The 12,164-nt window shown below is 63.7% G+C and carries 11 protein-coding genes; 5 read left to right on the plus strand and 6 right to left on the minus strand.

Features of this window, described 5'->3' with window-relative positions; all coding sequences use genetic code 11:
* Positions 1 to 26: 26 nt before the first annotated feature.
* The 3 genes from pdxA to NCS28_RS11225 form a co-directional block, all read right to left on the minus strand.
* Complete coding sequence (gene pdxA / locus NCS28_RS11215; RefSeq protein ID WP_250513892.1) at positions 27 to 1,019, minus strand: 4-hydroxythreonine-4-phosphate dehydrogenase PdxA; 993 nt, start codon at positions 1,017 to 1,019, stop codon at positions 27 to 29.
* 4 nt (positions 1,020 to 1,023) lie between these two features.
* Positions 1,024 to 2,367 carry a peptidylprolyl isomerase gene (locus NCS28_RS11220; protein WP_250490306.1) on the minus strand — a complete coding sequence of 448 codons (1,344 nt, stop codon included), beginning with the start codon at positions 2,365 to 2,367 and terminating at the stop codon, positions 1,024 to 1,026.
* A 122-nt stretch (positions 2,368 to 2,489) separates the two neighbouring features.
* Complete coding sequence (locus tag NCS28_RS11225; RefSeq protein ID WP_250513893.1) at positions 2,490 to 4,880, minus strand: LPS-assembly protein LptD; 2,391 nt, start codon at positions 4,878 to 4,880, stop codon at positions 2,490 to 2,492.
* Between the two features lie 228 nt (positions 4,881 to 5,108).
* On the opposite strand from NCS28_RS11225, the gene NCS28_RS11230 reads away from it, so the two are divergent.
* The 3 genes from NCS28_RS11230 to purB all read left to right on the plus strand — a co-directional run bounded on the left by NCS28_RS11230 (position 5,109) and on the right by purB (position 8,317).
* Positions 5,109 to 6,134 carry an aminoglycoside phosphotransferase family protein gene (locus NCS28_RS11230; RefSeq protein ID WP_250513894.1) on the plus strand — a complete coding sequence of 342 codons (1,026 nt, stop codon included), beginning with the start codon at positions 5,109 to 5,111 and terminating at the stop codon, positions 6,132 to 6,134.
* A 7-nt stretch (positions 6,135 to 6,141) separates the two neighbouring features.
* Positions 6,142 to 6,843 carry an N-acetylmuramate alpha-1-phosphate uridylyltransferase MurU gene (murU, locus tag NCS28_RS11235; protein WP_250513895.1) on the plus strand — a complete coding sequence of 234 codons (702 nt, stop codon included), beginning with the start codon at positions 6,142 to 6,144 and terminating at the stop codon, positions 6,841 to 6,843.
* Between the two features lie 85 nt (positions 6,844 to 6,928).
* Positions 6,929 to 8,317: an adenylosuccinate lyase gene (gene purB / locus NCS28_RS11240; RefSeq protein ID WP_250513896.1), complete on the plus strand. Its 1,389-nt coding sequence runs from the start codon at positions 6,929 to 6,931 to the stop codon at positions 8,315 to 8,317.
* Between the two features lie 78 nt (positions 8,318 to 8,395).
* Here purB and NCS28_RS11245 read toward each other — a convergent pair whose 3' ends face one another.
* Positions 8,396 to 8,890, minus strand: coding sequence for a gluconokinase (locus NCS28_RS11245; RefSeq protein WP_250513897.1), 495 nt, complete (start codon positions 8,888 to 8,890; stop codon positions 8,396 to 8,398).
* 10 nt (positions 8,891 to 8,900) lie between these two features.
* Complete coding sequence (locus NCS28_RS11250) at positions 8,901 to 10,265, minus strand: GntP family permease (RefSeq protein ID WP_250513898.1); 1,365 nt, start codon at positions 10,263 to 10,265, stop codon at positions 8,901 to 8,903.
* Between NCS28_RS11250 and NCS28_RS11255 the strand changes: the two genes are divergently transcribed.
* A complete protein-coding gene (locus tag NCS28_RS11255) occupies positions 10,251 to 10,697 on the plus strand; it encodes a hypothetical protein (RefSeq protein ID WP_250513899.1) in 447 nt (148 codons plus the stop codon). The two genes, NCS28_RS11250 and NCS28_RS11255, sit on opposite strands and share 15 nt — an antisense overlap.
* 268 nt (positions 10,698 to 10,965) lie before the next feature.
* Here the strand turns inward: NCS28_RS11255 and NCS28_RS11260 are convergent, their stop codons facing one another.
* Positions 10,966 to 11,640, minus strand: a complete 675-nt coding sequence (locus NCS28_RS11260; RefSeq protein ID WP_250513900.1) for a YadA family autotransporter adhesin — start codon at positions 11,638 to 11,640, stop codon at positions 10,966 to 10,968.
* Between the two features lie 78 nt (positions 11,641 to 11,718).
* Between NCS28_RS11260 and NCS28_RS11265 the strand changes: the two genes are divergently transcribed.
* On the plus strand, positions 11,719 to 12,164 hold a 446-nt coding region (locus NCS28_RS11265; protein ID WP_250513901.1), incomplete at its 3' end, for a hypothetical protein.

The raw sequence follows: 12,164 nt of genomic DNA on the forward strand, positions 1-12,164 counted from the left end.
TGAAGGAAGCGGCGCGCGGCGCCGGATCACGCCGCGCGCGTGTGACGCTTGTGACGCGCCATCGTGACGGCGGCGTCGATCGCGGCGATCATGCTGCCCGGATCGGCGCGGCCGGTGCCCGCGAGATCGAGCGCGGTGCCGTGATCCACCGACGTGCGGATGATCGGCAAGCCGAGCGTCACGTTGATGCCCTCGCCGAACGTCGCGTACTTCAGCACCGGCAAGCCTTGATCGTGGAACATCGCGAGCACGCAATCGGCGTCTTGGAGATAGCGCGGCTGGAACAGCGTGTCGGCGGGATACGGTCCGGGCGCGTCGATGCCGAGCGTGCGCGCGCGTTCGAGCGCAGGCGTGATGACGTCGATTTCCTCGCGGCCCAGATAACCGTTCTCGCCCGCGTGCGGATTGAGACCGGTGACGAGAATGCGCGGCGCGGACAAACCGAAATGCGCGCGCAGATCGTGATTGATGATGGCGAGCGTCTCGACGAGGCCATCGATGGTCAGCGCCGCGGACACATCCTTCAGCGGCAAATGCGTGGTCGCGAGCGCGACGCGCAACGGACGCTCGCTCGACCCCGCCAGCATCATCACGACGCGCGGCGTGTTCGTGCGCTCGGCGAGGTACTCGGTATGGCCGGTGAAGGGAACGCCGGCATCGTTGATGGTGCTCTTTTGCAGCGGCGCGGTGACGATGGCATCGAAACGGCCGGAAACAGCGCCGTCGATGGCGGCATCGAGCAGACCCAGCACATAGCGCCCGTTCGCCGCATTCAGCTTGCCCGGTTCGGCGGGCACGGCGAGCGCGTGATGCTCGATCTCGACCGCGCCGTGCGACTCTTGCCAGCCCGCGCCGGCGCGCGCTTCGAGCAGCGCACGGTCGCCGAGCACCGTGAAGTGCGCCGACGGCCAGCGCTCGCGCGCCTGCCTGAGTGCCGCCGCCGTCAGTTCCGGGCCGACGCCCGCCGGCTCGCCAGTCGTAATGGCGATGGCGAGCGGTCGGGCGTCGGCGGTGCTCATGCTGTTACTGCTGCTGGGCAGCGATGCCCTTGTATTGCACGTACGCGGTGTCGCGCAGTTCGCGCAGCCAGTCGGAGTACGCCTGCTCGGCCTTGCGCTGGCCAATCGCCTGACGCGCGATGTCGAGCTGCTGCGACGCCGATCCTTCCGCTTCGCGGCGACCGAGCACCTGAATCAGGTGATAGCCGTACTCGCTGCGCACCGGATCGCTGACCGCGCCGTCCTGGAGATTGTTCATCGCCCGCTCGAACTCGGGCACCGTCTCGCCCGGGCTGATCCAGCCGAGATCGCCGCCTTGCGACGCCGAGCCGTCCTGCGAATACGTACGCGCGAAGTTGGCGAAATCGCCGCCCGACGCGACTTGCTGCTTGATGTCGAGCAACTTCTGGCGCGCGGCTTGTTCGGACATGCCGTCCGACACGCGCAGCAGGATGTGGCGCACGTGCGTCTGCACGAGCTTGGGCGCATCGGCGGCGGTGCCTTGGCTCGCGCGGCGATCCACCAGCTTGATGATCTCGAAGCCGCCGTCGGTGCGCAAAAGCGTGGGGACGACCTGGCCCGGACGCAACGTCGAAACCGCGTTCACGATACCCGCCGGCAACGTGCCGGGCGTACGGAAACCGAGATCGCCGCCCTTGCTGGCGTCGGTGTCCTGCGAATTCTGCTTGGCCAGTTTGGCGAAATCCTCGCCGCCTTGCGCCTGCTTGAGCACGGCGTCGGCCTGAGCCTGGACCTTCGCGACTTCGCTGTCAGGCGCATCCGACGGCAGCTTGAACATGATGTGCTGGAGGCGCAGATCACTCGTATTGCGCGCGCCCGGACCGCGCTGACTGGCGATGTAGTTCGCCACTTCGCCGTCGGACACGGTGATTTTGCTATCGACTTCCTTCTCACGCAGCTTCGAGAGCGTCAACTCCGTGCGCGCGTCGCGCGTGAAGGTGGACCAGGGCACGCCCTGCGCTTCGATGCGCGCGCGGTACACGTCGAGCGTCATCTGATTTTGCTGCGCGAGACGCGCGAGCGTGCGGTTGACGGTGGCGTCGTCGATGACGATGCCGTCTTCCTTCGCCTTCTGGAGCTGAATGCGCTCGAGCACCATCTGATCGAGCACTTGCCGCTGCATCTGGTCCGCGGGCGGCACCGGCGCGTTCTGCTGCTGAAGACGCTTGGCGATGAGCGCCGTGCGCTCTTCCAGCTCGCGCCGGGTGATGACGCCGTCGTTCACCACCGCGACGACGGAATCGGCGACCTGCGTATTGCGATTCGACAACGCCTGCGCACCGGCCGGCGAACTCAGGATCAGCGCGCCGGTCAGCACGCCCGCTGCGATTGCCATCGATCGAAACATATTCACGTTTGCCACAGATACTCCATCAAATACGGGCTTCGCCCGTTCGTGTACTGCCTGTACATGCTGCTCATGCTGCTCTGCCTGTCGCTGAATGCCGCGCGCGAACGCCCGTTACGTCTTTACTCGTAATCGCTGTACCGGGAGAGCGGCGGCGCTGCCGGCGGCGGCGGCTGATAACCCTGGACGCTCGCGCGGAACGCGCTGACGAGGCCGTTGTCGACGTTCGACAAGCCCTTGAATGTCAATTGCGCGAGCACGCGCGTGCCCGACGAAGGCTGGCCCTGCGTGTTCACGCCGTTGGCATAGCGCTGCATGCCGAAGCCGAACGCCCAGCAGTCGGCATCGTACTGGAAGCCCAGGAGCCCGTCGACGAGACGATGGCTCGCGAGATCGTAATTTACGCGGCCGACGGCGTAGAGGCGATTCGTGAGCGGCCACTCGGCCGACAGCAGGATCTGGTTGATCGGCTCGTTCACCAGCGTGGTCTGGTTCGAACGCGTGTAGCGGTAGCCGATGTTGATCACCTTGCGTTCCGCCGGACTGAACGCAAAACCGATGCTCGAGCGCACGAGTTGGTTGTTGTCCACATTATATTGGAACGCGGTTTCCGAGGCGAAACCAGCGCCCAGCTTGATGGCCGCGCCCGCGATCAGATCCGAGTGCTTCGCCTGGTCGGGCAGTTGGCCCGGCGTGATCGTGACGCGCTGGCTCTGGAAATAGTACTGCTGCGCGATGACGAAACGCGCGCGCTCGTCGCCCGTCGCCGGATTGATGAAGCGCGTCGTCAGGCCCGCCGTGATGCGGTTCGCGTCCGCGATCCGGTCGTTACCGACGAATGTGTTCGGCGTGTAGATCTCGGCGAGGCCGAAGTCGGATTCCGCGGTATCGAAAATCGGCGCGAAGTCCTGATTGTGATACGGCGTGTAGACGTAGTAGAGCCGCGGCTCCAGCGTCTGAATGTAATCCTGGCCGAAGAGCCGCACCGAGCGGTCGAACACGAGCCCCGTGTCGAAGCTGACGGTCGGAATCGATTCGGTGAAATTCTTCGGCTGCCCCGCGACCGGCGGCGACGAGCCCGCCACCTGGCTCGTCGCGATGTGGCTCAGGTCGTACGACGCGAAGTGCCATTGCACCTTCGGCGTGACGAAATAGCCCGGCGCGTTGATCCCGTAGCTCAGGTACGGATTGAAGTACAGGCGATTGCCGTCGGTCGCGCCGTCCTGCGTGATCGTGAAACGCGTCGCGTCCAGCTCCGCGCCGTAGTCGAAGCCGCCGACGTTGTACTTGTTGTACTGAACGTTCACCTGCGGCTCGCGCGCGTACGGCGGAATCGACGGCTGCAGCGTCTGCCAGCGCTGTTCGCGCGCGAGCACCGACCACGGGCCGTTGTTGTACGTGAGTCCCGCTTCCTGCTGATACAACAGCTGCGTGCCGTTCAGGAACTGATTCGACGCGTTGCCCAGGTCTTCCGGATATTGATCGTCCGAAACCTTGTTGTAGTTGACGTAGCCGCCGAAACCGTTGCCGAAATTCTGCCGATGCTGCCAGAAGATCGCGTAGCGGTTCGTGTGCGTCTGACGGTCGTCCGGCAGATAGTCGCCGGTGAACGACCCGGAATACGTCGGCGACAGATACCGGTACGTCGCCTCTCCGAGCACGCCGCGCCGCGTCATGATGCGCGGCGTGATGGTCAGATCGCGATTCGGCGCGATATTGAAATAGTACGGAATCGTCGCTTCGAAGCCGGTCGTCGAGCTGAGCGAGAAGGTCGGCGGCAGCAGGCCGCTGCGACGGTCGCTCGTCAGCGGAAACGACAGCCACGGGCTGCCGAAAACCGGCACGCCCTGGAAGAACAGCACGCCGTTGTGCGCGATGCCCTCTTCGGCGCCGGTATCGAAATCGAACGACGAACCCTTGATGTACCAAGCCGGATCGGACTCGCACTGACAGGCGGTATAGGTGCCGTGATCGATGCGCGCGCGCTCGTCGTCGATCATGTCGGCGCGTTCGGCGCTGCCCGAGCCGCCCGTCAGGTTGAAGCGGTACTTCGGGTTCGTCATGAACCCCTCGTTGGCTTCCACCTTCAAATGTGCTTCCGGACCGACGAACGACACGCCATTGTTGATCAGCCTGACATTGCCGAAAGCATCGGCCATGTCCGTATCCTGGTCGTAATGCAGCGCGTCGCCCTTGATGACCGTCACCGTGCGCCGGATCTCCGCCGAGCCCTTCGCCGCCATGTCTTCGTCGGTGGTGCCCGTCGCCTTGTCGCTCAGAAGGAATGTCGAAGGCTGCTGGCCGTTTTGCAGCGGGCGCTCTTCGAGTTGCGGCGCGAGGCGCAGACTGCCGGGGCCGTCGAGCGGCTGAGGATACGCGGCGTCGCCCACGAGCTGGGCGTGCGCGAGAGCCGGCATCAGGCCCGGAACGGATAGAAGCGCGACGACGAGCCGCCGCCTGCGTGGCTGAGCGTCGCCTTGGATTTTCGATACGGGAAACTGTCGTGGCGGCATGTATGGGTGGCGGTTCGATCCCGTTCGCGTCCCACGCGCCCGATGCCGCCGGGCAGGCGGCCGCGCCCTTTCCGCAGTCACGAACTTGACGGTCCGTTGCTAAGCAGGGACGACACTCGATCGAACGGTGACGCTCACAGTCGTCGGGGGCCTGGCGCCAGGCGTGAAACGGATCGCTTAAAAAAGTCGTGGGGTATTATATGGCAAGATGTTTGGCCCCTCGAATTTATGACGCACATTCCTTCCGACGCCCGCCTGAATCAGCTCCGCTCGTGGCTTGAAAATTTCGCCGGACGCTACCGGCTGAATGTCGCCAGTCTCGCCCCCGCTTCCGCCGATGCAAGCTTCCGTCGCTATTTCCGGCTGGAGAGCGATTCTGAGCATGGCAAGACGCTCATCGCTGTCGATGCGCCGCCGCCCGAAAAATGCCGCGAGTTCGTGCAGGTCGCCGGGCTGCTCGAAGCGGCGAACGTGCATGTGCCGAAAATCCTCGAAGCCGATTTCGATGCCGGCTTCATGCTCGTGACCGATCTCGGCACGACGACTTACATTTCCGTTCTCGACGAAAAAAACGCGCGGCCGATGATGCGCGCCGCGATCGACACGCTGATCCGCTTCCAGCAGACCGCGCGCGAAGGCGTGCTGCCTTCGTTCGACGAGGCGTTCCTGCGCCGCGAGATGGAACTGATGCCTGAATGGTTCATCGGGCGACATCTAGGCCGCGAAGTCACCGCGGACGAACGCAAGACGCTCGACCACACGTTCACGCTGCTCGTTCAGAGCGCGCTCGCGCAGCCGCAGACCTTCATGCTGCGCGATTTCATGCCGCGCAATCTGATGGTGTGCGAGCCGAACCCGGGCGTGCTGGACTTTCAGGACGCGGTGTACGGGCCGATCACATACGACATGGCGTCGTTGATGCGCGATGCGTTCATCAGCTGGGAAGAGGCGTTTCAGCTCGATTGCGTCGCCTATTACTGGGAGCGCGCGAAGAAGGCCGGACTGCCCGTCGATGCCGATTTCGGCGAGTTTTATCGCCAGCTCGAATGGATGGGCCTGCAGCGGCACATCAAGGTGCTCGGCCTGTTCGCGCGCATCCATTACCGCGACGGCAAGCCGCAATATCTCGCCGACCTGCCGCGCTTCATCGGCTATGCGCGCACGGTCGCGGAGCGCTACGCGCCGTTGTGGCCGTTCGCGCGTCTGCTCGATTCGCTGGAAGGCCGCGCGACAGAAGTCGGTTACACCTTCTGAGTTCACGATGACGCACGCTTTGAAAACGGCGATGATCTTCGCCGCCGGCCGTGGCGAACGCATGCGCCCGCTCACCGATACCTGTCCGAAGCCCTTGCTCGAAGTCGGCGGCAAGCCGCTCATCGTGTGGCAGATCGAGCGCCTCGCGGCGGCGGGCGTCGAGGTGATCGTCATCAATCATGCATGGCTCGGCGAGCAGATCGAAGCCGCGCTCGGGTATGGCTCGCGCTGGGGCGTCGAGCTGCGGTATTCGCCCGAGACCGAGGCGCTGGAGACGGCAGGCGGCATCGCACAGGCACGGCATCTGATCGGGGACGGCGTGTTCATCGCGGTGAGCGGCGACGTGTTCTGCGACTTCGACTATGCGAGCTTGCGCGATCACGCCGAAGCGCTGAAGGCGCGCGAGGAACCCGGCATGCATCTCGTGATGGTGCCGAACCCGCCGTTTCATCCCAACGGCGATTTCGCTCTGCGCGACGGCGTGCTCGCAATCGACGGCGAGCCGCGGTACACCTTCGGCAACATCGGCCTGTATGACACGCGCATGTTCCGCGATCTCGCGCCCGGCACACGCCGCGCGCTGACGCCGTACTACCGCGAAACGATCTCGGCCGGACGCGCGAGCGGCGAACGCTACGACGGCCGCTGGGAAAACGTCGGCACGCCCGCGCAACTTTGCGCACTCGACGACGAACTGCGGGCCCGCTGACCGGCAGGCGCGTCGGGGATTGGGACGCATCCGATGGTAAAATGCGCGGTTCTCCCGTCTTTTCCTTCCGGCCGCGCCTGCAATCATGTCCGATACCCGTCCCGATACACTCTTCGCGCTCACCGCGCTCTCGCCGCTCGACGGCCGCTATGCCGCCAAGACAGAAGCCCTGCGCGAATGGCTCTCCGAAGCCGCGTTCATGCGGCATCGCGTGACGGTCGAGATTCATTGGCTGATCGCGTTGTCGCGCGCGGGTTTCGCGGAAGTGCCGCGCTTTTCCGAAGCGTCCGAGCAATTCCTGCTGAGCCTCGCCGAGCGCTTCACGGCGCACGACGCGGCGCGCATCAAGGACATCGAGCGCGTTACAAATCATGACGTGAAGGCCGTCGAATACTGGCTCAAGGAGTCGGTGAAGGGCCAGCCGGAACTGGAACGCGCGAGCGAGTTCATCCACTTCGCGTGCACGTCTGAAGATATCAACAACACGTCGCACGGCCTGATGCTCGCCGGCGCGCGCGAACACGTGATCCTGCCGGCGCTGCGCTCGGTGCACGAACGCCTCGTGAAGCTCGCGCACACGCACGCCGAACAACCGATGCTCTCGCGCACGCACGGCCAGCCCGCCAGCCCGACCACGCTCGGCAAGGAAATCGCCAACGTCGCGGCGCGTCTTTCGCGCGCAATCCAGCGCATCGAGAAGGTCGAGTTGCTCGGCAAGATGAACGGCGCGGTCGGCAATTTCAACGCGCATTTGTCTGCGTATCCGGAGTTCGACTGGGAGACGTTCTCGAAGGATGTCGTCGAAAATCGGCTGAAGCTCACCTTCAACCCGTACACGATCCAGATCGAGCCGCACGATTACATGGCCGAACTGTTCGACGCGGTCGCGCGCGCCAACACGATCCTGCTCGACCTCGATCGCGACGTGTGGGGCTACATCTCGCTCGGCTACTTCAAGCAGAAAACGAAGGCCGGCGAAATCGGCTCCTCGACGATGCCGCATAAGGTCAATCCGATCGACTTCGAGAATTCGGAAGGCAATCTCGGCCTCGCGAACGCGACGCTGCGCCATCTCTCCGAGAAGCTGCCGGTCTCGCGCTGGCAGCGCGATCTGACGGATTCGACGGTGCTGCGCAATATCGGCGTCGCGTTCGGCTATTCGCTGCTGGCGTACGACGCGCTGATCCGCGGTCTCGATAAGCTGGAGATCAACGCGGCGCGCCTGAACGAAGATCTCGACAACACGTGGGAAGTGCTCGCCGAGCCGGTACAGACGGTGATGCGCCGTTACGGCATCGAGAATCCGTACGAGCAACTGAAGGAGCTGACGCGCGGCAAGGGCATCACGCGCGAGGCGCTGCAGACGTTCGTCGGCGGTCTGGCGATTCCCGCCGACGCGAAGAAGCTGCTGCTCGAGATGACGCCGGGTTCGTATATCGGCAAGGCGGTGGAACTGGCGAAGCGCATCGCCTGACACGCGCCACGTCGCGACGATAAAAAAAGGCCACACGTTTTGCGACGTGCGGCCTTTTCCCTTTGCTGAAGTGCGCGCTCAGCGCGTCTTCAATGTCTCCAGCACGATATCGACGATTTCCTCGGGCGTGTGCTCGATGCTCACGATGATCGCCTCATCCTCGCCCGGCGGTTCGAGCGTTTCGAGCTGGCTCTTCAACAGCGACGGATCGAAGAAATGGCCCGTGCGCGTTCCGAGCCGCTCGTGCAGAACCTCGAACGTGCCTTCGAGATAGACGAAGCAGACGTCTTTGTCGCCATCGCGCAGCACATCACGATACGAGCGCTTCAGCGACGAGCACGTAAACACCGCCGTCTCGCCCGCGCGCTGCTTCTCCTCGATCGCGGCGCGGATCGTCTTCAGCCACGGCCAGCGGTCTTCGTCGGTCAAGGGAATGCCCTTGTGCATCTTCTCTTTGTTGGCGGCGCTGTGAAACGCGTCGCCATCGGTGAACGAACAGTGCAAGCGCTCCGCCAGCAATTCACCGATGAGAGACTTGCCGGCGCCCGACACGCCCATCGCGATCAGAATCATCGAAATCTCCTTACACGACCGCCGCAAGCGCGAAGGTCAAACCGAGTCCCATCAGGGAAATGATGGTTTCGAGCAACGACCAGGTCTTGAACGTCTGTCCGACCGTCATCCCGAAGTACTCTTTGATCAGCCAGAAGCCACCATCGTTCACATGCGAAAAGATCAGCGAGCCGGAACCGGTGGCGAGCACGAGCAACTCCGGGCTCGTGTGGCCGCCCGCCGCGGCCGCGATCGGTGCGACGATACCGCAGGCGGTCGTCATCGCGACCGTTGCCGAGCCTGTCGCAAGACGGATCAGCGCGGCGACGAACCAGCCGAGCAAGAGCGGCGATAGGCTTGCCGACGACGCCGTCGCGACGATCTGCTGCGAGATGCCGCTGTCGCGCAGAACCTGGCCGAAACCACCGCCCGCGCCGACGATCAGTGTAATCCCCGCGATCGGCGCAAGACACTCGCCGCAGAACTTTTGAATCTGCTCACGGTTGAAGCCCTGCTTCGCGCCGAACGTCCAGAAGCTGACCAGCACGGCGATCAGCAGCGCCATATCCGACTGGCCGATAAAGCGCAGCAAATCGTTCGGCAACGTCTTCGGCGTGAAGACCAGATCCGCCCAGCTTCCGATCAGCATCAGAATGACCGGCAGCAAGATGGTGAACAGCGTGATGCCGAAGCTCGGCAGATCGCGCTTTTTCTCGGTGTCGCCATGCTTTTGAGTGAACTGGTCGGCGAGCGCGTTGGCATCCGGCAGTTTGATGTACTTGTGGATCATCAGCGCGAACAGCGGGCCCGCGACGATCGCCGTCGGCACGCCGACGATCAGCCCGTAAGCGATCGTCTTGCCGATATCCGCGTGATACGCCTGCACCGCGAGCAACGCGGCCGGATGCGGCGGAATCAGACCGTGCACGACCGAGAGGCCCGCGACCATCGGCAGGCCGATCAGCAGCAGCGATTTTCCGGTGCGTCGCGCGACGTTGAACGCGATCGGAATCAGCAGCACGAAGCCTACTTCGAAGAACACCGGCAAGCCGACGATGATCGCGACGACCATCATCGCCCAGTGAATGTTCTTCTCGCCGAACAAATTGATCAGCGTATTGGCGATGCGCTCGGCACCGCCCGATTCGGCCATCATCTTACCGAGCATGGTGCCCAGACCGACCACGACCGCAATGTGCCCGAGCGTGTTGCCGTTACCGGTTTCGAACGACTTCACGATTTTGTCCATCGGCATGCCGACCGCGAGGGCCAGCAGTACGGACACGATCATGAGGACGAGGAACGGGTAAACCTTGAAGCGGGCGATCATCAGGATCAAAACCGCGATCGCGATCACCGCGTAGAGCAGCAGCATGCTCCCGTGGACGGCTGGCATAACGCCTCCTTGATTTTGTTGAGGTTTTTTGCGCTATGTATGCGTTTGCCGTCGCTGCACTGCACACATCGGCGGCGTCCGGCAAGCGCAAACCCGGCGCAAGGCAACGGAATTTTACTTGTAAGCGGGAAGATTGGCCGGGAAAAAGCCTTTGCGGATGTATGGGGCGGCTCGCACGGTTGTTCGTCGAGGCGCGGAACACGCGAAGCAAAAAAAACCGACGTTCAAGCGAACGTCGGTTTTCAGAAGAGCGATGCGAGCCGCAGTGGCTCGATCATTCGTTACGCATCAAGCCGCCGGCTTGAATGGCGAACCGCCAGCACACGTGAAGTTGAGCTCGCGCGCGCTGCTGCCGCCCGGCCTGAGTTTCGGATTGTCGAGCGCCTGAGCGACCACGACTTGTTGATCCTTGCAGATCCGCGAAGCCTCTGACATGCACGACTTCTGCGACTCGAATATGCCCGAGCAAGTGACGCGATGCGCCTGCGGTTGCTCGGCGACATTCAGTTTGTGCGCCGTGTAAGTCATACCCGTATCCGTCGAGCAAGCAGAGAGCACGCCGATGGCGGTAAAAACGGTGAGAAGAAGTTTGGACATCTTGATTAGCTACCTAAATCGGTTCAAAGAGCTGGGCTCCCGGGCGACCGCGTGACTTCGCGGTCGCCCGGGCCATCCCGAGCGTTAGCCCGGGACGTTCGCCTTACCACCGATACGACGCGTTAGCACCGTAGACCGTGCCGTTGCGAGTCGAACCCGCGCCGGCCTTCAGCACCAGGTTTTGCGTGACGCGCAGGTTCAGCGCGACAGCTGCAGCCGCGTAGCCCTGATACGTCGCACCGCCCACACCGATCGACATCGTCTTGTCCTGATCGATGTTCGGGATCATCGCCAGAGCGGTGGCCGCAGCGATGCCCGAGTAGGCGTTACGGCCCACGTCGGTGACGGCGCCTTGCATGCCGTTGACCACGCTGTCCGTGTAGGAGTTCGCCTGTGCGACCGCGTCGTTCAACTGGTTGACGTTGACGAGATCGGTGCCTTGCGTACCGGCGGCCACGTTGGTGATCTGACGCTCGCTACCCGCCGCGCCGACCGACACCGTGTTCGCACGATCCGCCACTGAGCTCGCGCCCAGAGCAACCGAGTCATCCGCAGTTGCGTGGCTGCCTGCACCGATCGCCGCCGCGCCAACGCCGCTGGCCACCGCGCTTGTGCCGTGCGCAACCGAGTCCTCACCCGTTGCCTGAGCACTCGCGCCGCTCGCCGTTGCATGCGTGCCGCTTGCTACCGCGGCTTCGGAAGCGCGATCGCCGTTTGCAGCGAACAGCGAGTCGTCTCCGACCGTGCCCGTCGAAGCCGAGCTCGACAGCGAACTCATACCCGTGGACAGCGAGTCGATACCCGTGGACAGCGAGCTGATGCCCGTCGAGGTCGAGGCCGACAGCGAGTTCAGACCGTGGACAGCGAGCTGATGCCCGTGGAGGCCGACGCCGACAACGAGTTCATACCCGTGGACAGCGAGCTGATGCCCGTGGAGGTCGAAGCCGAGAGCGAGCTCACGCCAGCCGACAGCGAGCTTACGCCGCTCGACAGCGAGCTGATGCCCGTAGAGGTCGAGCTCGACAGCGAGTTCATACCCGTGGACAGCGAGCTGACGCCAGCCGAGAGCGAGCTCACACCCGTGGACAGCGAGCTGATCGCAGCCGAGGTCGAGCTCGACAGCGAGCTCATGCCCGTCGAGAGCGAGCTCACGTTGGTCGACAGCGAGCTCACGCCCGTGGACAGCGAGCTGATCGCAGCCGAGGTCGAGCTCGACAGCGAGCTCATGCCCGTGGACAGCGAGCTCACGCCCGTGGACAGCGACGTGACGCTGGAGGACAGCGAGTCGAAGTTACCGTTCGA

Source organism: Caballeronia sp. INDeC2, from assembly GCF_023631325.1.
Lineage (GTDB): Bacteria > Pseudomonadota > Gammaproteobacteria > Burkholderiales > Burkholderiaceae > Caballeronia.

Bases quoted from the DNA above. Each gene is read 5' to 3' on its own strand.
- NCS28_RS11250 (WP_250513898.1), bottom strand. From the start codon at position 10,265: ATGCCAGCCGTCCACGGGAGCATGCTGCTGCTCTACGCGGTGATCGCG.
- pdxA (WP_250513892.1), bottom strand. From the start codon at position 1,019: ATGAGCACCGCCGACGCCCGACCGCTCGCCATCGCCATTACGACTGGC.
- NCS28_RS11230 (WP_250513894.1), top strand. From the start codon at position 5,109: ATGACGCACATTCCTTCCGACGCCCGCCTGAATCAGCTCCGCTCGTGG.
- NCS28_RS11225 (WP_250513893.1), bottom strand. From the start codon at position 4,880: ATGCCGCCACGACAGTTTCCCGTATCGAAAATCCAAGGCGACGCTCAG.
- murU (WP_250513895.1), top strand. From the start codon at position 6,142: ATGACGCACGCTTTGAAAACGGCGATGATCTTCGCCGCCGGCCGTGGC.
- NCS28_RS11245 (WP_250513897.1), bottom strand. From the start codon at position 8,890: ATGATTCTGATCGCGATGGGCGTGTCGGGCGCCGGCAAGTCTCTCATC.
- NCS28_RS11220 (WP_250490306.1), bottom strand. From the start codon at position 2,367: ATGTTTCGATCGATGGCAATCGCAGCGGGCGTGCTGACCGGCGCGCTG.
- NCS28_RS11260 (WP_250513900.1), bottom strand. From the start codon at position 11,640: ATGAGTTCGCTGTCGAGCTCGGCTTCGACGGGCACGGTCGGAGACGAC.
- purB (WP_250513896.1), top strand. From the start codon at position 6,929: ATGTCCGATACCCGTCCCGATACACTCTTCGCGCTCACCGCGCTCTCG.